The 22,411-nt window shown below is 64.3% G+C and carries 20 protein-coding genes and 1 pseudogene; 9 read left to right on the top strand and 12 right to left on the bottom strand.

Annotated features, from left to right (window positions below; translation table 11 throughout):
* Positions 1-10: 10 nt before the first annotated feature.
* From ALTERO38_RS02840 to ALTERO38_RS02855, 4 genes are read left to right on the top strand one after another with little or no spacing between them, the layout of a single operon-like run.
* Positions 11-1,117, top strand: a complete 1,107-nt coding sequence (locus tag ALTERO38_RS02840) for a BMP family ABC transporter substrate-binding protein (protein WP_159967204.1) — start codon at positions 11-13, stop codon at positions 1,115-1,117.
* Positions 1,114-2,703 carry an ABC transporter ATP-binding protein gene (locus ALTERO38_RS02845; protein WP_159967205.1) on the top strand — a complete coding sequence of 530 codons (1,590 nt, stop codon included), beginning with the start codon at positions 1,114-1,116 and terminating at the stop codon, positions 2,701-2,703. Before ALTERO38_RS02840 ends, ALTERO38_RS02845 begins: the two co-directional genes overlap by 4 nt.
* Positions 2,700-3,836 carry an ABC transporter permease gene (locus ALTERO38_RS02850; protein ID WP_159967206.1) on the top strand — a complete coding sequence of 379 codons (1,137 nt, stop codon included), beginning with the start codon at positions 2,700-2,702 and terminating at the stop codon, positions 3,834-3,836. The genes ALTERO38_RS02845 and ALTERO38_RS02850 overlap by 4 nt, the downstream gene beginning before the upstream one ends.
* Positions 3,836-4,762 (top strand): ABC transporter permease, encoded by a 927-nt coding sequence (locus tag ALTERO38_RS02855; RefSeq protein ID WP_159967207.1) that lies wholly within the window; start codon positions 3,836-3,838, stop codon positions 4,760-4,762. Before ALTERO38_RS02850 ends, ALTERO38_RS02855 begins: the two co-directional genes overlap by 1 nt.
* A gap of 257 nt (positions 4,763-5,019) precedes the next feature.
* On the opposite strand, the pseudogene ALTERO38_RS02860 reads toward ALTERO38_RS02855, so the two are convergent.
* Positions 5,020-5,388: pseudogene (locus tag ALTERO38_RS02860) on the bottom strand (hypothetical protein); the annotation flags it as partial.
* Between the two features lie 104 nt (positions 5,389-5,492).
* On the bottom strand, positions 5,493-6,323 hold the full coding sequence (locus ALTERO38_RS02865) for an NYN domain-containing protein (RefSeq protein WP_159967209.1): 831 nt from the start codon (positions 6,321-6,323) through the stop codon (positions 5,493-5,495).
* Positions 6,324-6,551: 228 nt separating this feature from the next.
* Between ALTERO38_RS02865 and ALTERO38_RS02870 the strand changes: the two genes are divergently transcribed.
* On the top strand, positions 6,552-7,964 hold the full coding sequence (locus ALTERO38_RS02870) for a sodium:alanine symporter family protein (protein ID WP_159967210.1): 1,413 nt from the start codon (positions 6,552-6,554) through the stop codon (positions 7,962-7,964).
* 52 nt (positions 7,965-8,016) lie between these two features.
* On the opposite strand, the gene ALTERO38_RS02875 is transcribed toward ALTERO38_RS02870, so the two are convergent.
* The 4 genes from ALTERO38_RS02875 to ALTERO38_RS02890 form a co-directional block, all read right to left on the bottom strand.
* Positions 8,017-9,123: a catalase family protein gene (locus tag ALTERO38_RS02875; RefSeq protein WP_159967211.1), complete on the bottom strand. Its 1,107-nt coding sequence runs from the start codon at positions 9,121-9,123 to the stop codon at positions 8,017-8,019.
* A gap of 168 nt (positions 9,124-9,291) precedes the next feature.
* Positions 9,292-9,750 (bottom strand): DUF2214 family protein, encoded by a 459-nt coding sequence (locus ALTERO38_RS02880; protein WP_159967212.1) that lies wholly within the window; start codon positions 9,748-9,750, stop codon positions 9,292-9,294.
* Positions 9,751-9,768: 18 nt separating this feature from the next.
* The gene (locus ALTERO38_RS02885; RefSeq protein ID WP_159967213.1) at positions 9,769-11,145 is read right to left on the bottom strand and encodes an MATE family efflux transporter; all 1,377 of its coding nucleotides are present in this window, start codon (positions 11,143-11,145) and stop codon (positions 9,769-9,771) included.
* 115 nt (positions 11,146-11,260) lie between these two features.
* Positions 11,261-11,554 carry a hypothetical protein gene (locus ALTERO38_RS02890; RefSeq protein ID WP_045424622.1) on the bottom strand — a complete coding sequence of 98 codons (294 nt, stop codon included), beginning with the start codon at positions 11,552-11,554 and terminating at the stop codon, positions 11,261-11,263.
* Between the two features lie 213 nt (positions 11,555-11,767).
* On the opposite strand from ALTERO38_RS02890, the gene ALTERO38_RS02895 reads away from it, so the two are divergent.
* On the top strand, positions 11,768-12,703 hold the full coding sequence (locus ALTERO38_RS02895; RefSeq protein WP_159967214.1) for an SdiA-regulated domain-containing protein: 936 nt from the start codon (positions 11,768-11,770) through the stop codon (positions 12,701-12,703).
* Between the two features lie 14 nt (positions 12,704-12,717).
* Here the strand turns inward: ALTERO38_RS02895 and ALTERO38_RS02900 are convergent, their stop codons facing one another.
* From ALTERO38_RS02900 to cra, 6 genes are all read right to left on the bottom strand, one after another.
* Positions 12,718-13,167, bottom strand: a complete 450-nt coding sequence (locus ALTERO38_RS02900; RefSeq protein ID WP_148925137.1) for a DMT family transporter — start codon at positions 13,165-13,167, stop codon at positions 12,718-12,720.
* 71 nt (positions 13,168-13,238) lie between these two features.
* Entirely contained in the window at positions 13,239-13,799 is a 561-nt protein-coding gene (locus tag ALTERO38_RS02905; RefSeq protein WP_148925136.1) for a DUF4136 domain-containing protein, read from the bottom strand.
* Between the two features lie 30 nt (positions 13,800-13,829).
* Entirely contained in the window at positions 13,830-14,459 is a 630-nt protein-coding gene (locus ALTERO38_RS02910) for a DUF4136 domain-containing protein (RefSeq protein ID WP_159967215.1), read from the bottom strand.
* Positions 14,460-14,477: 18 nt separating this feature from the next.
* Positions 14,478-15,227 carry a methyltransferase domain-containing protein gene (locus ALTERO38_RS02915; protein WP_159967216.1) on the bottom strand — a complete coding sequence of 250 codons (750 nt, stop codon included), beginning with the start codon at positions 15,225-15,227 and terminating at the stop codon, positions 14,478-14,480.
* Positions 15,224-15,529 carry a nucleotide pyrophosphohydrolase gene (locus ALTERO38_RS02920; RefSeq protein ID WP_102836912.1) on the bottom strand — a complete coding sequence of 102 codons (306 nt, stop codon included), beginning with the start codon at positions 15,527-15,529 and terminating at the stop codon, positions 15,224-15,226. The genes ALTERO38_RS02915 and ALTERO38_RS02920 overlap by 4 nt, the downstream gene beginning before the upstream one ends.
* A gap of 66 nt (positions 15,530-15,595) precedes the next feature.
* Positions 15,596-16,585, bottom strand: coding sequence for a catabolite repressor/activator (cra, locus tag ALTERO38_RS02925; protein WP_159967217.1), 990 nt, complete (start codon positions 16,583-16,585; stop codon positions 15,596-15,598).
* A gap of 182 nt (positions 16,586-16,767) precedes the next feature.
* Here cra and ptsP point away from each other — a divergent pair, with 182 nt between their 5' ends.
* From ptsP to ALTERO38_RS02940, 3 genes are read left to right on the top strand one after another with little or no spacing between them, the layout of a single operon-like run.
* Positions 16,768-19,650: a phosphoenolpyruvate--protein phosphotransferase gene (gene ptsP / locus ALTERO38_RS02930; RefSeq protein ID WP_159967218.1), complete on the top strand. Its 2,883-nt coding sequence runs from the start codon at positions 16,768-16,770 to the stop codon at positions 19,648-19,650.
* Positions 19,650-20,588, top strand: a complete 939-nt coding sequence (gene pfkB / locus ALTERO38_RS02935; RefSeq protein ID WP_159967219.1) for a 1-phosphofructokinase — start codon at positions 19,650-19,652, stop codon at positions 20,586-20,588. The genes ptsP and pfkB overlap by 1 nt, the downstream gene beginning before the upstream one ends.
* 20 nt (positions 20,589-20,608) lie before the next feature.
* Complete coding sequence (locus ALTERO38_RS02940; RefSeq protein ID WP_159967220.1) at positions 20,609-22,348, top strand: fructose-specific PTS transporter subunit EIIC; 1,740 nt, start codon at positions 20,609-20,611, stop codon at positions 22,346-22,348.
* Positions 22,349-22,411 lie beyond the last annotated feature (63 nt).

The raw sequence follows: 22,411 nt of genomic DNA on the forward strand, positions 1-22,411 counted from the left end.
GAAATCAAAAATGTTGAATAAGTTCATGAAACGGACCTTGTGTGCGGCGGTGGCTCTCGGCCTGGCGGCGACTGTTGGCGCCGCCTCGGCGCAGGAAGGGCAGGGGCTGACCCTCGATAAGCCGGCGAAGATCGCCATGCTCTACATCAGCCCGCGCAACGACGGCGGCTGGACCCAGGCCTTCGATGAAGCGCGGCAGAAGCTCGAAACCGAGCTGGATACCAAGATTCAGTACGTCGAGAGCGTGCCGGAGAACGCCTCTTCGATCCGCCCGGCGGTGGACCGCCTCATCCAGCGCGGCGCCAACGTGATCATCGGCACCGCCTTCGGCTACTCGGACACCTTCAAAGAACTGGCCGAAAAATACCCTGACGTGGCGTTCCTCAACGGCTCGGGCACCACCAACAGCGGCAATCTCGAATCCTTCTACGGCCGTACCTACGAAAGCCAGTACCTCTGCGGCATGGCCGCGGGCGCGGCGTCGAAGACCGGCAAGCTCGGCTTTGTTGCGGCCAACCCCTTCGGTCAGGTGAACTGGACGGTCAATGCGTTTGCCCTCGGCGCCCAGCAGATCAACCCGGAGGCCACTGTCACCGTGGTCTATACCGGCGCGTGGAACGATCCGGTCAAGGAACGCGCCGCCGCCATGGCGTTGATCGACGCCGGCGCTGATGTGCTCGGCCAACACGTCGATAGCCCGACGCCGCAGATCGTCGCCCAGGAGCGCGGCGTGCACGGCACCGGCCACCACCGAGACATGCGCGAGTTCGCCCCGGACGCAACCGTCTGCTCCTCGGTCTGGGTGTGGGACAAGTTCCTCGCCCCGGAGCTGAAGAAGCTCAGCGCCGGTAACTGGACGCCACCGGAAAACGGCGCGCTGCTGTCCATGGCCGAAGGCGGCACCGACGCTGCCTGCTGCGGCCCGGCGGTTTCCGAAGCAGACAAGGCGAAGATCATGGCCGCCCGCGAAGAGCTGCTCAAAGGCGAGAAGAAGATCTATGCCGGGCCCATGGTCGACCGTGACGGCACCGAGCGCATCGCCGCCGGCGAGGTCATGGCCGACCCTGCGCTGTGGCAGATGGACTGGTTCGTCAAGGGAGTGATCACCCAGCAATGAGCAACCTCAACGCGATCCAGCTGACCGGGGTGAGCAAGTCGTTCGACGGCTTCATGGCCCTGTCCCAGGCAGACCTCACCGTCAAGTGGGGCGAAGTGCACGCGCTGCTTGGCGAGAACGGCGCAGGCAAATCCTCGCTGATGAACATCGCCGCTGGCTTGTACGCACCGGAAAGCGGATCGCTGTTGATCAATGACAACGCGGTGCGGCTCAGCGGCCCGCGCGATGCGAGCCGCTACCACATCGGCATGGTTCATCAGCATTTCAAGCTGGTGAAGCCTTTTACCGTGGCCGAGAACATTCAGCTGGCCCTGCCCGAAGGGCCGGGTAACCACGCCTTCTCGGGCAGCCATCGGCAGCGCTTGGCCGCATTGGAGCAGCGGATCAGCGACAAGGCAGCAGAGCTGGGTTTCACCATCGACCCGCAGCAGGTCACCGAGTCACTGTCCGTGGCCGAGCAACAGCGGGTGGAAATTCTCAAGGTCTTGCTGGCGGGGGCGCGGATATTGATTCTCGACGAGCCGACAGCGGTGCTGACCGATGGGGAAGCCGAGCGCCTGCTGGAAACGGTGCGGGCCTTTGCTCGTCAGGGCGCGGCGGTGATCCTGGTCACCCACAAGATGACCGATGTGAAACGCTTTGCCGACCGCGTCACCGTGATGCGCGGCGGACGGACGATTCAAACCCTTGATCCGCAGACGGTCTCGGTGCCCGAACTGGTGCGCCTGACCGTGGGTGATTCCGCGCCGGCCAGCGAGTATCAGCCGGCGACGCCGGGCGAGGTGCGGCTGCAGGTGCGCGATTTGCGTTCGACCGGGGCTGGCGGACATGGCGCGCTAAATGGCGTGACGCTGAGCCTGCGTGCCGGCGAGATCTATGGCGTCGCCGGTGTCGGCGGCAACGGCCAGAGCGAACTGGCCAACGTGCTGATGGGGTTGCCGGAGCCCTGCCAGGGCACGCTGGACTTGGCGGGCTTCGGCGACTTGCGACGGGCCAGCCCGGAACAGCGGCGCCAGCTGCGCATCGCTGCGATCCCCGCTGACCGCTACGGCACGGCACTGGCCGGCGAGCTGTCGGTGGCCGAGAACTTCGGCGTCGGGCAGGTTCACAGCGGGCGCTATGGCTCGTTCTTCAACCTGCGGCGCAAGCGGCTGGAGGCCGAGGCCGCCGAGGCGGTGGCCGGGTTTGATGTGCAGGGCGTGCGCTCGCTGAAACAGAAAGCTGCGCTGCTCTCCGGAGGCAACGCGCAGAAGCTGGTGATTGCCCGCGAATTTTCCCGCGACCCGCAACTGGTGCTGGTGCACAGCCCCAGCCGCGGGTTGGACGTGCGCGCCACCGCCGCGGTGCACGGCCGGCTGCGTGCCGCTCGCGACGCCGGCGCGGCTGTGCTGGTGATCAGTGAAGACCTCGACGAAGTGCTGGCCCTGGCCGACCGCATCGGCGTGATGAGTGGCGGGCGCATGGTGGCCGAATTCGAGCGCCCGGCTGACCGACAGGCCATCGGCAGGGCCATGGTCAATCATGAAGAGCCTGTTCACCGAAAGCTCAGTGATGCAGCGGGTCAGCCAGAAGAGGTTCGGTCATGAATGAGCAGGTACGCCCCGTGATGCTGGATCAGGCTGCGTCAGTGGCGAAGCGGTCGAAACAGCCGCTGCTGTCGCGTCGTTACGCATTGGAGATCCGTCAGCAGCTGGCCTGGCATTGGCAGGCGCTGATTATCGGTCTCGCGCTATTGCTCGGCCTGGGCATTTCCGCCGCGATTCTGGTCGCCGCCGGGGTGCCGGCCGGCGAACTGCTCAACGAATTCGTCATCCTCACAGTGTTCGACGCGCAGAGCCTGAAGGCCGTTTTGTTCCAGGCCGCGCCGATGATTCTCGTCGGCTTGGCCGGGTGCATGGCCTTTCGCGCCAAATTCTGGAACCTGGGCCTGGAAGGCCAGATGATCTGGGGCGCCATCGGTGCCACGGCGATTTCGCTGTTCGAGGTCGGCCCTGCGGCGCTGCGCCTGCCGCTGATGCTGGCGGCGGCGATCTTCTGCGGCCTGCTCTGGGCGCTGGCGCCGGTGCTGCTCAAGCTGCGGCTGAAGGTCAACGAGATCATCTCGACGCTGATGCTCAATTACCTGGCGATCAATTTCCTGCTGCACCTGCTCTACGGCAGCTGGAAGGACCCGAAGAGTTCGTTTCCCTATTCGCCGCAGTTTCAGCCGTTCGAGCGCCTGCCCGAACTGTTCGAGGGCATCAGCGCGGCGGTGCCGCTGGCGGTGGTCGTCGCGTTGCTGGCGCTGTGGTTTCTCGGCATTTCCCGCGCGGGGTTGTACCTGCGCTTTGTCGATGCCAACCCGCGGGTGGCGGGGGCAGTCGGGGTGCCGGTGCAGAAGATGATCATCGGCACGGTGCTGATCTCTGGCGCCATGGCGGGTATCGCCGGGTTTCTGGTCACGGCGGGGCAGGAGGGACGGCTGACCCAGTCGTTCTATCAGGGCTACGGCTTCTCCGGCATCCTGATTGCCTTTCTCGCGCGCAACAATCCGCTGGCCGCGCTGGTGGTGGCATTGCTGATGGCGATGCTGTTCGTTGCCGGGCGCAGCCTGCAGGTGTTCTACCAGATCCCCTTTTCCATGGTGCAGCTGATCCAGGCGATCCTGGTGATCTGCGTCGCCTCCTCGGATTTCTTTATCCGCCACCGTATCCGCCGCGTTCAGGGAGGCGAAAGCTGATGGAGATGATCGCCAACTGGCTCGGCAATACGCCGGACTTCGCCGTGCCTTTCGCCCTCGCGGCGCTGGGGCTGATTCTCACCGAGCGTGCCGGGGTGCTGTCGCTGGGGGCCGAAGGGCTGATGCTGGTCGGCGCGTTGGCCGGTATCGGCGCTCAGCTGAACTACGGCACGCCGGGCATCTCCCTTTTCCTGGCCATGGTTGCAGCAGCGGTGGTGTCGTTGCTGTTCGCACTGATGGTGCTGGTGCTACGGATCAACCAGGTGATCGCAGGGTTGGCGCTGGTGTTCTTCTGCCAGGGGCTGACCGGGCTGCTCGGCACGCTGCTGGACTGGACCAACAAGCCGGTGAAGGGATTGGGCGCGGTCGAGCTGTGGCCGCTGTCGGAGTTACCGCTCCTGGGCAAAGTCTTCGTGCAGAACCCGCTGGTGTTCATGACGCCCTTGATCGTGCTCGCGGTGGTCGCCTTTCTCACACGCAGTACGACAGGGCTGCGGATGCGCGCGGTCGGGGAGAATCCGCAGGCGGCGGATGCGGCGGGCATTTCCGTAATGGGCTACCGGTTGGCGGCGATTCTCGCCGGCTCCGCGCTGATCGGCCTCGCGGGGGGCTATATCTCGGTGCTCAGTACCAAACTGTGGATTGCCGACATGACCGGTGGCCGTGGCTGGATTGCCGTGGCGCTGGTGATTTTTGCGCGCTGGTCGCCGTGGAAGGCGCTGGCCGGTGCGTTGCTGTTCGGCTGCATCGAGGCGCTGATCCCGCAACTGGCTGCCGCTGGCGTGCGCCTGCCGCAGTACTTCGTGCTGATGACACCCTACGCCGTCACCCTGGCGGTGATGATCTGGGTGGCCAGCGGCAAGCACATCAGCGGCAATCAGCCGGGCGCGCTGGGCATTCCCTTCATCCGCGAAGAGCGGCGCTAGCAACGCCGTAGTCTCTGGTTGCCGTCCGCCTGAAGCGGAAACTCACGGGCACTGTGCCGCAGCCGATGCGCCCGTAGTTTACGAGCGCATTATCCGACCGATCCGGATCAACGATCGCGGCTCGCGCCTTCGCGAGTCCGCGTTGAGTCGGCTGGCGTTTCGCTGGCGGGCGTTGGTGAAGCCTCGGTTTCGAGCGGGGTGCCGGCAGCGGGCTCGGCTTCCGGCTCGCTGGTCGGTTCGACCGTTGGCGTGCCGATGCTTTGCGCGGCGCCGCGGCAGGTCAGTTCCGCAAAGGGCCGGTCCGGGGAGTATTCGCCTGGCACTCGCTCTACCCGCTGAGTATTGGGGCTCACGCTGAAAACGGGCGGGGCGGAAGTGTCCGCCCGCGCATCGTCCGGCACGTGAAATTCGCAGGTCACGGTATCACCCGTGTTGTTCATCACCTTTACCGCCCGAATCCCCACCAGCTCACCGCCAGCCTCGGTGGTAGAGGTCGGCACGCCCATGGCGCTGACCTCTATATCCAGGTCGTTCAGGTGAGTAATCACGTCGGGCTTGGGTGTCTGGGCAAACGCAACAGGTGCGCAAAGGGCTAAACCTAGGGTGGTGAGCAGTGCCTTGGTCATGGAAACCTCCTCGAGTCGATGACTGCTTAGAAGGGTTCGAGGGGTGAGGGTTCGGTGCTGCACGCCGATTTGGTTGCGCGATGCCTGGTCTCGTTCAGTCAGGGCTACCTGTTCGACTTGAGATTACGGGCATAAAGCGCCTTGCCGCCGGTCGAGGTGGTGCCTCTTGCCTCCAGTTCGAAGCGCTTGGGGTGCGATTTGATCAGGTCACTGAGTTTCTTGAAGCCATACAGGCGCGGGTCGAAGGCGGGGCGGAGCTTGCTGATGTTGGAGCCGAGTTCGCCGAGCTGCACCCAGTCATCTTCATCATCGGCAATGTCGCTCAGCACCTTGGCGATGAACTCCACCGGAGCTTTCTGCGCTTTGACCTGGCTGCTCTTTTCGCTGCTCTTGGCGTCGTCGTCGCTCTTCTCTGCAGACACAGGAGCAGGCGTTTTGTCGCCATTGGCGGGCGGTTCCTGTGAGGTCTTGGGTGCGTCGGCGCGAAGGATTTCGGTGTAGATGAACTTGTCACAGGCTGAAACGAAGGGCGATGGAGTCTTCTGTTCGCCAAAGCCGTAGACGGTCAGGCCTTCTTCGCGGATTCGAGCGGCCAGACGGGTGAAGTCGCTGTCGCTCGAGACCAGGCAGAAGCCGTCGAAGCGTCGTGTGTACAGCAAGTCCATCGCATCGATGATCAGCGAGCTGTCGGTGGCGTTCTTGCCGGAGGTGTAGGCGAATTGCTGAATCGGCTGGATCGAATAGTCGAGCAGGACCTTTTTCCAGCTCCCCAGGTTGGGCTTGGTCCAGTCGCCGTAGATGCGCTTGACGCTGGCGACGCCGTATTTGGCGATTTCCTCGAACAGGCCTTCGACAATCGCGGCGGGGGCGTTATCGGCGTCGATAAGCACCGCAAGATGGATCTGCTGACGGGCGTTGCTGGGTTTGGCGGCCATGATTCGTCCTTGGATGGAAATGTGCCGACCATAACGCCAGTCGCAGCTGGGGGCCAGGGCGGCACTGCAGCTGTAGCGGTGACAGGCTTTGCCGTTCCGATTGAACCCTCGCGGCAGAGTCGGTTCCGACCTTGCGTCCAGGCTGCTCTACGCGCTCTGGCTGGTGCTGCCCAGCGTAGCGACTAGAGTAAGCCGTACCCCTTACGTTTCTCACGAAAAGGCGCCTTCATGACTTTCATCGTCGACTTTCTCAACACCATCTTCTGGGGCTACGTTCTTATCTACGGGCTGCTTGCGGTGGGTGTGTTCTTCACCATCCGCCTGGGCTTCCTGCAGTTTCTGCATTTCGGTGAGATGGTTCGGGCAATCAGAGGCGCGCGACAAAGCGATTCGTCAGGTATCTCACCGTTCCAGGCATTGTGTACCAGCCTTGCGTCGCGGGTCGGCACCGGCAACCTGGCCGGGGTAGCCGTTGCGCTTTACCTGGGCGGTGCCGGCGCGATCTTCTGGATGTGGGTTGTCGCGCTGGTGGGCATGGCCACGGCCTATGCGGAAAGCTCACTCGCGCAGCTGTACAAGGTGCGCGACGGGGAGGGTCAGTACCGGGGCGGCCCGGCGTTCTACATTGCCAAGGGCTTGAAGGCGCCGTGGGCTGGCGGCGTGTTTTCCGTGGCGCTGATCATCTCGTTCGGGCTGGTGTTCAACGCGGTGCAGGCCAATTCCATCGCCGACGCCATGGAGGGCGCGTTTGGTGTCCCGAAACTCTGGGTTGGCATTGCCATCGCCATTCTCGCCGGGCTGGTGATCTTCGGCGGGCTACGCTCCATCGCGCGCTTCGCCGAACTCGTGGTGCCGCTGATGGCGGGCCTGTATGTGCTGATGGCACTGGTCGTGTTGCTGATGAACATCACCGAGGTGCCAGGCGTGCTGATGACCATCGTCCGCAGCGCCTTTGGCCTTGAAGAGGCCGCCGGTGGTGTCGCCGGCTCGGTGACCGCGGCGATGCTCAATGGCATCAAGCGCGGCTTGTTCTCCAACGAGGCAGGCATGGGCTCGGCGCCCAACGTGGCGGCGACCGCGACCCCAGCGCCGCATCATCCGTCTTCCCAGGGGCTGGTGCAGGCGATGGGCGTGTTCATCGACACCATCGTCATCTGCACCGCGACCGCGGTGATGATTCTTCTGTCGGGCGTTCTGGAGCCCGGTTCGGGTGTGACCGGCACGCAGCTCACCCAGCAGGCAATGGAAAGCCACATCGGCGTGGCTGGGACCTACTTCATCGCCATCGCTATTCTGTTTTTCGCCTTTACCTCGATTGTCGCCAACTACGCCTATGCGGAGAACGCGCTGATCTTCCTGGGTGCCGGTAACAAACTCGGGCTGACCCTGCTGCGCCTGGCGGCATTGGGAATGGTGATCTGGGGCGCTTACGAGGCAGTCACGACCGTGTTCAACGCGGCGGATGCGTCGATGGGGCTGATGGCGACGATCAACCTGATCGCAATCACGCTGCTTTCCGGCACGGTGGTGAAGTTGACCAAGGACTATATGGCGCAGATCAAGGCGGGCGAGGTGCCGACGTTCAAGGCCGCGGATTACCCGGAGTTGAAAGCCAAGATCAACAACAATATCTGGCGCTGATGTGAAAACGCCCCGGCAAGCCTGCCGGGGCGTCGCATTACAGCTCGGTGGTTCAGCTCGGTAGCCGGTCCAGTGTTTTCGGCTCATGCATCGGGCAGCCGTTGTGACGAGCACGGAACTCGGATGACATCTCATAGGCTGGCTTGCGCGAACGCATGATGCCGCCGAGCGGTCGATGGGCCGCCAGTCCATGCCAGGGGCTGAAGGACATCTGGTCATCCACCACCGCTGCGCGGGCTTCGCTCCAGGCCGATTGCGGCTGCACCTCGATCCGCGCCACCGTGACGTAAGGGCTGGCATCTTCTGGCCAGACCACGCTGGCATCCTCGATGGGCATTTTCTCGATGTCGGTGGCGAGCTGAACGCGCAGCTCCCAGGTCCCGCCGTGCTGAGCGAAATGGTCGTTGATCGCCTCGCGCAACCCGTTCGGCTTGTCCTTCAGGTCGACGTTCTGGTCGGTCAAGGCTTTCAGCTCCGGGGACACCGGGGCCAGCGAAAGCTTGGCGAAATAGCGGCCGTAGAGCACTGGAACCACGCTGTAGTAAGTCTCCCCAAGCAGGTTGGTGGTGGGATGACCGCCCATGCCTTTGAGCGTTGCGCTTTCCCCTCCGGCTTTTTCCACCAAGCTCTCGGCACCGCGCAGGGCAGCAGACAGCGCTTGCTTGGCGCGGGGCGCGCGGTCGGTGGTCTTGGCGATCAGCTTCACCGACTTTAGGAAATCCTTGGGCGTCGGCACCATGAAGGCCGGCGCGTTGACCATGACGAAATCCTGGGTGACCTCGGCATCGCTGTTGGGCAGGCGTTCGCCCTCGACGCCGATGAGCTTGATCGCCAGCCCGCGCGGGGTCGAAACCTTGTCATCAAGAATGTCGCCTGGGTTGGTCGAGTAGCGCATCACCACCGGCATTTTTCCTGCTTTGGCGAAAGCACCCTGGGCCAGTTCCGGCGGCAGGTCGGGCAGAACCTCGATTTCGCCCTGCAACAGGCCGTGGCTCTTGGCATGTACGCTGCGAATGGCATGGCCGCCGTCAGCAAAGGTCGTCTCGGCGATCTCGCGCATCGCCTGGATCAGACCGGAAATGGTCTCGGACTCATCGTCCGGCACTTGCTCGAAATCGGGATTGAAAGGGAGGGGCGTTATGCTCAGGCGTTCGGTCATCGGCTCGGCTCCGTCGGGTGATGCGGGCTTATGAACTGCTGCGCCGCGGTCTTGAGTCGACAGTCGATGTCTGGAATCGTTTTCGAAGAATTTCGCCGCTGTTCCAACGCGGACGCTCAGATCAGCCTCGAAGGCAGGAGTTGACCAAGCGGCCGGAAGGTTGCGGGCCTACTGCGGAATCACGCCAAGCCCGCGCGCCATAAACGTCGCCAGCAGAGGAATCAGCAACAGAGCAAGCAGCTCGATGCGGATTACCGTTTTCACCCAGCGCGCAGCCGAAGGCGTGATCGACGGGACCTGCCCGGCCTTCAGTGCCGGACGCCACTTGAGGAAGGTCACGGTGGGGTAGATCGATAGCAGCGCGACGGCGACGAACAAGCCGACCTTGGCGTGAAAGAAGCTGTTGTTGAGGTAGTAGTCCAACCCCTTGCCATAGCGCATTGCTCGTGCGGCGCCGGTCAGCAGCACCAGGCCGGCTGCGATACCAAAGGCCAGATCAACGCGAAACAGGCTGCGGGCGCGTTTGAAATTCAGCGGCAGGCGGAACAGCTGGTGTTCGAGCACCAGCAGGGAGAACAGTAGGAAGATCGCCACGAAGTGCAGGTAGGCGGCGACGGCATAGGCCATTTTCTAAAGGTCCTTTGGTTAGGGTTGTTGCGCTGTGGCGTTGACAGCTGGCGCCGTATGGATCGAAGCGAACCATTGCCCCTGGCGTTGCAGGCGTCTGGCGATGCTCCCCAGACACAGGCCCCGCAGGAGCATGAAGGCGAGGAAGGCCAACCACAATCCGTGATTGCCCATGCCACGCAGCAACCAGCCCAATGGTAACGAAATCAGGACGGCTAGCAGCATGGCGTTTCGCATTTCCCGCGCGCGGGTGGCGCCAATGAACAAGCCGTCGAGCAGATAGCTCCAGACCGCGACCAGGGGCAGCGCGGCGAGATAGGGGAGGTAAGTCGTGGCGGTCTCGCGTACTGAGGGGATGTCGGTCTGCAGGCTGATGAACAGCTCGCCGCCCAGCAGGAAGAACAGCCCGAAGGCCAGACTTGCCAGCAGCGACCAGCCGCCGGCAACGGTCAGGATCCGACGCAGCTCGGTGCGGCTCTGTGCGCCGATGGCATGGCCACTGAGCGCTTCGACTGCATGGGCCAAGCCGTCGAGGGCGTGCGCCGTGAGCATCAAACCGTTCAGCAGCAAGGCATTGGCCGCCACCGTCGCATCGCCCAGCCGCGTCCCCTGTACGGTGACGAGGAAGAACACCAGCTGCAGCGCCAGCGAGCGCAGGAAAATGTCCCGATTGACTGACATCAGCGGGCGCCAACTGGCCCACAGGCGCAGCGCGTGGCGGTCCAGGCGCCCGGCATAACGCAACAGCGCGCCTCGGGTCAGCGCGAGACCGACCAGTACACCGCTCCATTCGGCAATGACCGAGGCGCGTGCGGCACCGGCCACGCCCCACTCCAGCCCGATGACGAACCACAGGTCCAGCGCGACGTTGATCAGGTTCGTCGTCAGCAGGATGGCCAGCGGCGCGCGGGCATTCTGGGTGCCGAGAAACCAGCCGATCAGTGCCAGGCTCGCCAACGCGGCGGGCAGGCCGAACAGGCGGGTGTGGAAATAGGCCTGGGTCAGGTTGTCCAGCTCCGCCGATGGCTGCATCAGCTGCAATGCGTAGCCTTTGAGTGGCAGTGCGACCAGGCTCAACAGCAGGGCGAAGCCCAGTGCCAGCAGTAACCCTTGCAGCAACACCTGGCGCAGCGCGCCGCCATCCTCGCGCCCGGCGGCCTGGGCGGCGAAGCCGGTGGTGCCCATGCGCAGAAATCCCATGACCCATACCAGCAGGGTATAGAGGCTGCCGCCGACGGCGACCGACGCCAGCTGATGCGCATGCGGCAGGTGGCCGATGACAGCACTGTCGACCAGCGCCACCAGCGGCACGGAGAGGTTGGACAGAATCATCGGCGCAGCCAGCGCCCAGACCCGTTTATGGGTGGGGGCGTGCCGCCAGGCGGTCAAAAACATGAAGGGCTCCAGAGCAGCCGCGCATGATACGTCGCGAGGGGCCGGAGCGCAGCCGAGTGATGGGGCTGGAGCGTGTTCGGCCTAGTGGTCGATGATGCAGGGCGCTACGAATCGCTCAGTGGATCAGCCAGCTCAGCAGCCAGAGCCCGAGGAACAGATAGATCACGCCAGCGATGATCGAGCGGCGGAAAAAGGCGCGAAAGGCGCCGACCAGCAGCATCAGGCCGATGGCCAGTGCAATGAGGCTGATCAGTGAACGGTCCATGCCAAGGGTGCGCGACAGACCCTCGAGAAAGTTGGCGCCAGCATCGGCGAACAGCCCGAAAAACCCACTGAGTGCATCGACGATGTAACGAATCACGGTGCCGAGCGCCTGGCCCAACCATTCGAAAAAGCTTTCCACCTGCATGCTGCACTCCTGACAAACGATATGCGGCCGCAAGCGCAGCCGTTCCCTGGCCATTGGGCTGTCAATCGGCCTGGCAGTTCCCGGCGTTGCGATTGAACCGCCACTGCGGCGATGGGTCAGTAGCAGGCTGATCGTCGCCATCGCGCGCACCGTCATGCAATTGCAATCCGTCCCGATCAGGCTATCCCGCTAGCGCCCAACGAGAAAAAGACGATGCCGACTGCCACCAGTACCCGCCCGCGTTGGTTGCCCCAGGTTCGCCCGCAGGTCTGGGCGTTGGGAATGCTGGCTGCAGGTCTGTTGCACGTTGCTGCCACCTTCCACCTCGATGAGCGGCTGTTCTATGCGCTGCAGTCGGCCTGGAACGCAGAGACCCACCAGGCGCGCAGCCTCTGGTTGCCCGAATATCAGGTGCGGGTCGAGGCAAAGCCGGTGGCGACCGTCGCCAACAACCTTTCCGGGCTGACCTTCGATGAGCAGCGCAACCAGCTCTGGGCCGTGGTGAACAACCCCGAAGAGCTGATTGCGCTCGACCTCAATGGCGAATTCATTGCCCGTTATCCGCTCAAGGGCTTCATCGATGTCGAAGCGGTCACCTACCTGGGTGACAACCTGCTGGCGGTGGCCGAGGAGCGCAGCCAGTCGATTGTGATCCTGCCGGTCCCCACAAGTCCTGGTGAGCTGGTGCGGGAGGATTACGCGGCTGTGTCGCTGTCGATGGGCGCGTCGGATAACGCGGGCTTCGAGGGACTGGGCTACGACCGTGCCGGTGATCGACTGTTTGTAGTGAAGGAACATTCGCCGCGCAAGCTCTACGAGATCCAGGGCATCAAGGCCAGCTTCAACGGGCAGCTGAATCTAAACGTCATCGACCGCGAAGCCTGGATCGAAGACAAAGACATGGCCAGCGATCTCGCCTCGGTTCACTACGACGAGCGCACCGGCCACCTGGTGCTGCTCAGCGACGAAGCCAAGATGATGCTCGAACTCGACAGTGAGGGCGAGCTGGTCAGCTTCCGCTCACTGTGGAGCGGCTTCGCCGGTCTCGATAACAGCGTGCCTCAGGCTGAGGGCATGACCTTTGACGACCGTGGTGACCTGTATCTGGTCAGCGAGCCCAACCTGTTCTACGCCTTCGAGCGCAAATAGTTCGACCGCCGCGCTCAGCCGCGGCGGATCATCCAGACGCCTGCGAAAATCAGCACCAACCCGCCTAGCTTGCCCAGGCTGATCGACGACTGACGAAAGCCCGCCCAGCCGAAATGGTCCAGCAGCAGCGCCATGCCCAGCTGCCCGGCCAGCACCAGTGCCATGAACAGCAGCGCACCGATGCGCGGGCCGGCAAAGGCGGCGGTGGCAATAAAGAACATGCCCAGCAGGCCGGCGCACCAGTGATACCAATTAAGCCCGCGTAACGCCTGGAGGCCCGGCATGTCTCGCTGGAACAACACGACACAGAGCAGCGCCGCTGTGCCCACCGCAAAGGAGAGCATTGCCGCGCCCATGACGCTGCCAAAGTGCTTGGCGACCTGTCCGTTGATGCCGGCTTGTAGGGGCAGGAAAGCCCCGGCAATCAATGGCATCACAAGAAGCCACCAGGCTGTGACAGGCATGCGAATGTCTCCGAGAGGCGAAATAAAAACCCGCCGGAGCGGCGGGTTGAAAGGGGAGCCAGCCGGCAATGTTAGCGCGGTGGGTATTGTGAAAGAACCTTGTTGACGGTTTCGCGGAACATCCCGGCCCGCTCCTGAGGGCTGCCGGGGTTGTCGCGCAGGACCTGTTCTGCGCTGCCGCGCCAGACCAGCTTGCCGTCGTCAGCGTCGTACAGATCCAGCTGCAAGGTGCCGACCTGATAGTGGATGGTGCGGGTGTCGGCGATCATCGGGCCACCCCAGTAACCGTGCCAGGGGCCGCCCCAGGCGCCGATCGACGAGGTGGTGTATTGCTGGCTGCGCTCATCGACGAGAAACCAGGCCTGCACCAGCAGATCCGGTTGCGCGCCTGACGCTGCCTGGCGCAGTCCGCGCTGATCCAGCTGTTCGCTGACGGCGCTGCGAATGCGCTGTTCGGTCAGGTCGCTCTTGATGCGCGGATCATCGGGGCGGTACTGCAGGGCAGGCTCTTTCCAGCTCCAAGTACGGTAGGCGGAAAAGTCGCGCTGCGGGTCGAAGTCGCGCTGCACCTGGGTGCTCTGGCAGGCAGCCAGCACCAGCAGCAGGGGCAGCATCAGCAGTGAACGGAGCATCTCGGTTCTCCTTACGTAAATTATGCAATCTCAGCGCGGCGGATAATCGGCGAGCGCCCGGTTCACGGCTTCTCGCGCGGCGTCCTTGCGTTCGGCCTGATCTCCGCCACTGCGGGCCTCGGCACGATTGCTCCAGACGGTCTGGCCAGAGCCGCTGTCGATCATCTCGATGCGCACCGTGACCACTTCTTCTTCATAGTTGCGCACCATCGGGGTGCTGCCGCCAATGCCGTAACCGGTGTTGTACCCCGGGCCGTAACCACCATAGCGCCCGGCACCGACGCCTACTCGGGGGCCATAGTCATCGTAGACCTGCCGCACGCGTGTCTCCATCTGTGCGCTGGCGCTGATCTGCACATCGCCCTTGGCGCCGGCTGGTGCCGGGCGCAAGCCGCGTTGATCGAGCGCGCCGGAGATCATTTCCTGCAGCTCCTCGGCACCCAGCGAAGCCGTACCCGCCGGAGGGTTGCGCCAACTCCAGTTCTGGTAGCTGGAAAAGTCCTGCGGCGCCGCCGGGTAGGTGGGCGACTGGATGCGTTCGATGGGCGGAGCCGGTGGAATCGGCGCAGAGTCGATGGTGTACGGGTTGCTGCCCTGGCACGCCGCGAGGCTCAATCCAAGCAGCGAGTAAAACAGGGGCAGCGCAGGGCGGATCGACATCGGGACCTCCCGGTCGGCTCAGAGCGGCCGACACAACCAGTGCAGGTAACGCCCAAGGCCGGCGAAGGTCGGATGGCGGCGGTAGGCCAGTTCCATCTCGATCAGGTCGGCAGCCTCGGTACGGGCCTGGAAATCGGCGGGCATGTAGTCATGGAATACGCGCACGCCACTGGTTGATTCGACCTGCCAGTGCGGTGCGAGTTGCGCCGCCAGTTCGCGCGGGTCGAGCGGCTGTTGCGGGGTCAGGCTCTGACGCTCGCCGGCATAGGTCTGGCTGCGCAACTTCTTGAAATGGCCCTTGAGCAAATTGCGATAGATCAGCGCATCGCGGTTGTAGAAGGCCAGCGACAGCCAGCCGTCTTCGGCGATCAGGCGGTGCAGAACCGGCAGGATCGCTTGCGGTTCGGCCAGCCATTCCAGCACCGCATGGCAGATGACCAGATCGAAACGACCTTCGACGTGGCTTTCTACATCCTGCCAGGGCGCCTGAATAAACGTACCGGTCTGGCCTGCTTCGGCGAACTGCTTGCGAGCGCCTTCGAGCATGGGTTCGGCGGGTTCGGCCAGCGTCACCTGATGGCCCTGCTGCGCCAGCCACAGGCTCATGTGACCGAGGCCGGCGCCAATGTCCAGAACGCGCAAAGGCCGCTCTGGCAGTACCTCGGTGAGATCCGCCTGCAGCACGGCGAGGCGGATTGCGCCCTTGGCGCCGCCGTAGATTTTCTCGGCGAAGCGCGTCGCCAGCTCATCGAAATGCCGGTCGCTCATCGGGCGAACCGCCGCTCGTTGTCGGCGAGCTTGGCCAGCAAGGCCTGCTCCATGTCGATGCCCAGCTCGCTGCACATCAGCAGCAGGTACATGAGGATGTCGCCGACCTCCTGGCCGGCATGCGCGAGTTTGTCGCTTGGCAGCTGGCGCGACTCGTCTTCGGTCTGCCACTGGAAGATTTCCACCAGCTCGGCCATTTCCACACTGGCGGCCATCGCAAGGTTCTTCGGGCTGTGATAACGCTGCCACTCGTTCTGATCGCGGATCGCGTGCAGGCGTTGGGTGATCTGTTCGATGTTCATCTAGGCTAGGGCGGCTCGTTGAAAGGCGACAAGCTTCCGCCAGCGCGTCGGCGCCCGCAAGGGGCGTCAGTGACGGCGCTGTTTCAGGACCCGTTCGATGGCGATAACGCCGGGGCGATAGTCGTTCTGCTCGATGGCGCGAATCGCGTGGCTCAACGCTTGTTCGGCGATCTGCTCATGCTGCTGGGAGATCGCGTTGACCTTGATTGGCAGGAAATCCAGCAATTGCGCATCGCCAAAAGTGGCCAGTTGCAGATTGTCCGGCCACAGCAGATCACGCTCGCGCAGCGCATCGAAGACGCCTTCTAGCAACACGTAGGCGGTGGTGATCAGGGCGTCAGGTAGTGACCCTTTGTCGAGCAGGGTCAGCATCTGTTGCCGGCCGCAGGCACGGCTGAACTGCTCGGCCCGCAGCACGCTGACCTGACCGGAATGGTTAGCCAAGGCGCGATGGAAACCTTCCTCGCGCTGCTGGCTGATCCGCAGGGCTGGCCGTGCACTGATCAATGCGATGTGGGCGGTGGGCGGGAGGTGCAGCGAGCGGGTCAATTGCACCGCCGCCTCGCAGTCGGCACTGACCACCGAACAGAAATGCTCCGCATCCAACGCCCGGTCGAGGGCGATTACCGGTAGGCCTGCAGCGAGCAGTTTTTGATAGCTGGCGTCGTCCCCTGGCAGGCAGCTGGCGACGATCAAGGCATCGCAGCGGCGCGAGCGCAGCAGCTGAATGACCTGACGCTCGGTGTCTGGCTCGTCATCGGTTCCGGCGATCAGCAGCTGGTAGCCGCGCTGCCGTGCCCGCTGCTCCAGCAGCTTGGCCAGGCGTGCATAACTGGGGTTTTCCAGATCCGGAACAACGAAGCCCAGCGTGCGCGACTGTCCTCGGCGCAGGCCGGCAGCCTGCTGGTCGAGCTGAAAACCCTGCTGCTCAGCCACAGCCATCACCCGTTCGACCGTGGCCGCGCTGATCCGCCGCTGAGCGGCCTTGCCGTTGAGCACGTAGCTGGCCGTGGTTACCGAAACGTTAGCAAGGCGGGCGATGTCGGTCAGTTTCAAACAGAGGGTCCTGAGACGGGTGGTATGAAATCGGGCTTCTAGAATTACCCAATATTGCGTAATGTGCCAGCCTTAGGTGAAACGTTTCAGCAGTCTTTCGGTCTGAAGCGCCAGCCCAGGATTCGGGCAATGCCGACGCAGCCGTCGGCCACAACAATCGCGAGCCCCGCAGGAGTTCTCCCATGCTTGAGTTGAATGCACAGCACATCCACATGCATCAAGCCGCAGCAGATAAGCCCGCGGCGCTGGCTCTGCTGGGCGAGGTGCTGGTCGCCGACGGGCTGGTGGCGCCCGGTTACCTCGACGGTTTGCGCGCGCGCGAAGCGCAAGGCTCGACCTTTCTCGGTCAGGGCATCGCGATTCCCCACGGCACGCCGGAGACCCGCGATCAGGTGTTCACCACCGGCGTACGGCTGCTGCACTTTCCCGCAGGTGTGGATTGGGGAAACGGTCAGCAGGTGTACCTCGCCATCGGCATTGCCGCGCGTTCGGATGAGCATCTGCGGTTGCTGCAGCTGTTGACCCGAGCGCTGGGCGAAGGCGATCTGAGCGAGGCGCTGCAAAAGGCGCAGAGCCCCGAGGCGATCATTGATCTGCTGCAGGGTGCGCCGCAGGCACTGGCGCTCGATGGCGAGCTGGTCGGGCTGGGCGTCGTCGCCGATGACTTCGATGAGCTGGCCTGGCAGGGCGTCAAGCTGCTCAAGCGGGCGCAATGCGTGGAGCCTGGCTTCAATGCCAGTCTGCCGCTCGGCCAGTCGCTGCCGCTGGGGGATGGCCTGTGGTGGCTCAGCAGCGAGCAGTCGGTGCAGCGTCCTGGCCTCGCTTTCGTCACGCCAGTCTCGAATCTCGAGCATCAGGGCCAGCCGCTCAATGGGCTGTTCGTGTTGGCCAGCATGGGTGAGGCGCATCAGGCCATGCTCGAGCGGCTGTGCAACCTGCTGATCGAAGGCCGCGGGCAGGAGCTGAGTCAGGCGACTTCCAGCCGCACGGTGCTCGAAGCTCTGGGCGGCGAGGTGCCCGCCGACTGGCCAAGCGCGCAGGTGCCGCTGGCCAACGCCCATGGTCTGCACGCGCGCCCGGCCAAGGTGCTCACCGAAATTGCCCAGTCCTTCGAGGGAGAGATTCGCGTCCGTCAGGCTGGCAGCGAAAACGCCGGCGTGTCGGTCAAGAGCCTGAGCAAACTGTTGGCGATGGGCGCGCAGCGCGGTCAGGTTCTGGAATTCATGGCCGAGCCCGGCATTGCCGGCGATGCGCTGCCGGCGCTGGTGCGCGCTGTCGAGGAAGGCTTGGGCGAAGAGATCGAACCGCTACCGGTCGCGGGGAGCGCGAGCGAGCCCCTCGAGATCACCGAGGGGCCTGCAGCGTCAGCCATCGAGCAGGCCGCGCTGCGCGCCGGTGAGCAGGTGAACGGCATCGCCGCGTCGCCGGGCATCGCCATCGGTCCGGTGCTGGTGCGCAAACCGCAGGTGATTGATTACCCCAAGCGCGGCGAGTCGCCGGCAGCTGAACTGCAACGACTGGACGCCGCGCTGGACAAGGTTCATGCGGAAATCGGCACGCTGATCGAAGAAAGCCAGGTCGCCAGCATCCGCGACATCTTCACCACTCACCAGGCCATGCTAAAAGACCCGGCGCTACGCGAAGAAGTCCAGGTGCGCTTGCAAAAGGGCTTGAGCGCCGAAGCAGCCTGGATGGAGGAAATCGACAGCGCAGCGCAGCAGCAGGAAGCCCTGCACGACAAGCTGCTGGCCGAGCGCGCCGCGGACCTGCGGGATGTGGGTCGCCGCATGCTGGCCTGTCTGACCGGTGTCGAAGCCGAGCAGGCGCCGGACGAACCCTACATTTTGGTGATGGACGAGGTAGCGCCCTCGGACGTCGCCACGCTCAATGCCCAGCGCGTCGCCGGCATCCTTACCGCTGGCGGCGGCGCCACCTCCCACAGCGCGATCATCGCCCGCGCACTGGGCATTCCCGCGATTGTCGGCGCTGGGCCGGGTGTGCTCGGGCTGGCACCCAACACCTTGTTGTTGCTCGACGGCGAGCGCGGCGAGCTGCTGGTCGCGCCGACCGACGCGCAGCTGGAACAGGCCCGTAGCGAGCGCGCTACCCGCGAGGAGCGCAAGCGCCTGGCAAATGAGCGACGCCTGGAGCCGGCCATCACCCGAGACGGACATCCGGTGGAAATCGCCGCCAACATCGGCGCAGCCGGCGAGACGCCTGAAGCGGTGGCGATGGGGGCCGAGGGCATCGGCCTGCTGCGTACTGAACTGGTGTTCATGAACCATGCCCAGGCGCCGGATCAGGCCACCCAGGAGGCCGAGTACCGCCGCGTGCTGGAAGCCCTCGAAGGCCGTCCGCTGGTGGTGCGAACCCTGGATGTCGGCGGCGACAAACCGCTGCCGTACTGGCCGATGCCGGCCGAAGAAAACCCCTTCCTCGGCGTGCGCGGCATTCGCCTGAGCCTGCAGCGTCCGGACATTCTCGAAACCCAGCTACGCGCCTTGCTCGCCTCGGCCGAGGGCCGTCCGCTGCGGATCATGTTCCCCATGGTCGGCAACATTGACGAATGGCGCAGCGCCAAGGCCATGGTCGATCGCCTGCGTCAGGAGCTGCCAGTGGCCGACCTGCAGGTCGGCATCATGATCGAGATCCCCTCCGCTGCGCTGATCGCGCCGGTGCTGGCGCAGGAGGTCGATTTCTTCAGCATCGGCACCAATGACCTCACTCAGTACACCCTGGCCATCGACCGTGGGCACCCGACGCTTTCGGGGCAGGCCGACGGCTTGCACCCGGCCGTGTTGCGCCTGATCGGCATGACCGTCGAGGCCGCTCACGCCCATGGCAAGTGGGTCGGCGTCTGCGGCGAGCTGGCCGCTGATGCGCTCGCCGTGCCGATGCTGGTCGGCCTGGGTGTGGATGAACTCAGCGTGTCGGCGCGCAGTATTGCGCTTGTGAAGGCGCGGGTGCGCGAGCTGGATTTTGCCGCCTGCCAGCAACTGGCCAAGCAAGCGCTGATGTTGCCCGGTGCACATGAAGTTCGCGCCTTCGTTGGGGAGCACTGCTGATGGCCCGCGTCCTCACTGTCACGCTTAATCCGGCCCTCGACCTGACGGTGCAGCTGCCGTCGCTGCGCCTGGGCGAGGTCAATCGCAGCGACAGCCTGCAGGTGCATGCTGCAGGCAAGGGCCTCAACGTGGCGCAGGTGCTGGCTGATCTCGGTCATCAACTGACCGTCACCGGCTTTCTCGGCGAAGGCAACCCGCAAGCCTTCGAGCAGCTGTTCGCCGCACGGGGCTTTGCCGACGAATTTGTCCGCGTGCCGGGTGATACCCGTAGCAACATCAAACTGGCCGAAGCGGGTGGGCAGGTCACCGACATCAACGGACCGGGGCTGATGGTGAGCGAGGCGCACTGCGCCGAGCTGCTGGCCCGCCTGGAGCGCCTGGCGCCTGTCCATGACCTGGTGGTGGTCGCTGGCAGCTTGCCTCGCGGCATCGCCAGCCAGTGGTTCGTCCAGCTGCTCAACACGCTCAAAGCGCTCGGCGTGCGGGTGGCGCTGGACACCAGTGGCGACGCCCTGCGTGAAGGCCTGTCGGCCTCGCCCTGGCTGATCAAACCCAACGAGGAGGAGCTGGGCGAGGCCCGTGGCATCGCGCTGAGCAAGTCGTCGGAGCTGACCGCCGAAGCGCGACGTCTGCAAGCCGAAGGTATCGAACACGTGGTGGTTTCGCAGGGCGCAAACGGCGTCAGCTGGTTCTCGCCGAACCTGGCACTGCATGCCATCCCGCCCAAGGTTCAGGTTGTCAGCACCGTTGGTGCGGGAGACTCACTGCTCGCCGGCATGCTCCACGGCCTGCTGGAAGGCTGGCCAGCCGAGCGAACGCTCACACACGCTACCGCAATCGCCGCGCAGGCAGTCGGGCAGGTCGGCTTTGGTATCACCGACACGACACAACTGGCCGGCCTCGAGGCCGCAGTGCGCCTCCAGCCGCTGAGCCAATAAATCGAACAAGAGGTGAAGGAATGAATCTTCTCATCGTCACGGCCTGCCCCAACGGAATGGTCACCAGCGTGCTGACGTCACGCCTGCTTGAAGCGGCGGCCCAGCGTCTGGGCTGGTCGACCGCCGTAGAAGTCCACGACCCCAAGGCCATCGGCTCGCCACTGACTCCCGCACAGATCGCCAACGCCGACCTGGTCGTCGTGGTAAAGACCGGTCCGTTATCGCTGCAACGCTTCGTCGGCAAGCGCGTCGCCCAGTCCACGCCACCCGAAGCATTGCTCGATCCGGAAGCCTTCCTGCGCAGCGCTGCCGAGACGGCGACCGAGTTGCAGGCGGCAGATGATGCCGAGCCCACGCCCGCCACCGGCAAGCCCAAACTGGTCGCCATCACCGCCTGCCCAACCGGCGTCGCGCACACCTTTATGGCAGCCGAAGCGCTGCAGCAGGCGGCCATACGTAAAGGCTATGAGCTGCAGGTCGAGACGCGCGGCTCGGTGGGCGCGCGTAATGTGCTCGAACCCCAGGCCATCGAGGACGCCGATGTGGTGTTGCTCGCCGCCGACATCGAGGTGGACGTGGCGCGCTTCGCCGGCAAGCGCGTGTATCGCTGCGGCACCGGCGTCGCGCTCAAGCAGCCCGAGGCAACGCTGGACCGCGCACTGAAGGAAGGCGCTGTACTCAGCGGTGGCACTGCGGCAAGTGATGCCGGTGGTGAACAGAAAGGTGAGAAGACAGGCGTCTATAAGCACTTGCTGACCGGCGTGTCTTACATGCTGCCGATGGTCGTCGCGGGCGGCCTGCTGATCGCGCTGTCGTTTGTCTTTGGCATCGAGGCATTCAAGGAGGAGGGCACGCTGGCCGCCGCGCTGATGAAGATCGGCGGCGAGACGGCCTTCCAGTTGATGGTGCCGCTCTTGGCGGGCTACATCGCCTACTCCATCGCTGACCGACCCGGCCTTGCGCCCGGCATGATTGGCGGTTTGCTGGCGGGCACGCTCGGCGCCGGCTTCATCGGCGGCATCATTGCGGGCTTTGTCGCCGGCTACGCGGCCAAAGCTGTCAGTCGCTGGATTCCCTTGCCAGCCAGTATCGAATCGCTGAAGCCGATCCTGATCATTCCGCTGCTGGCGAGCCTGGTGACTGGCCTGGTGATGATCTACATCGTCGGCACGCCGGTGGCCAAGCTGCTCGCCGGGCTGACCGAGTTCCTCGACACCATGGGCACCTCCAACGCCGTACTGCTCGGGTTGCTGCTCGGCACCATGATGTGCGTCGACCTCGGTGGGCCGGTGAACAAGGCGGCATACGCGTTCTCGGTCGGGCTGCTCGCGTCGCAAAGCTACGCGCCGATGGCCGCTACCATGGCCGCCGGCATGGTGCCGCCAATCGGCATGGGCATCGCCACGCTGATTGCGCGACGCAAGTTCGCGCAGACCGAACGCGAAGCCGGGAAGGCGGCGCTGGTGCTGGGCTGCTGCTTTATCTCCGAAGGCGCGATTCCCTTTGCGGCGAAAGACCCGCTGCGGGTGATCCCGGCCAGCATCGCTGGCGGCGCCCTGACCGGCGCGCTGTCCATGGCCTTCGGCGCGAAGCTGCTGGCGCCTCATGGTGGGCTGTTCGTGCTGCTGATCCCTAACGCCATCAATCATGCGCTGTTGTACCTGGTCGCGATCCTCGCGGGCAGCCTGGTGACCGGGGTGATCTATGCGGTGATCAAGCGGCCGGAAGCTCAGCCGCTTGCCGTTAGTGCGGCGAGTTGATCGGCAGACCGAAACCGCTGAACTAAAGGCCCTGCTGCCGCATCCACTTAAGGCCGGCGAAAC

This window comes from Pseudomonas sp. 9Ag (assembly GCF_902506445.1).
Classification (GTDB): domain Bacteria; phylum Pseudomonadota; class Gammaproteobacteria; order Pseudomonadales; family Pseudomonadaceae; genus Stutzerimonas; species Stutzerimonas stutzeri_AB.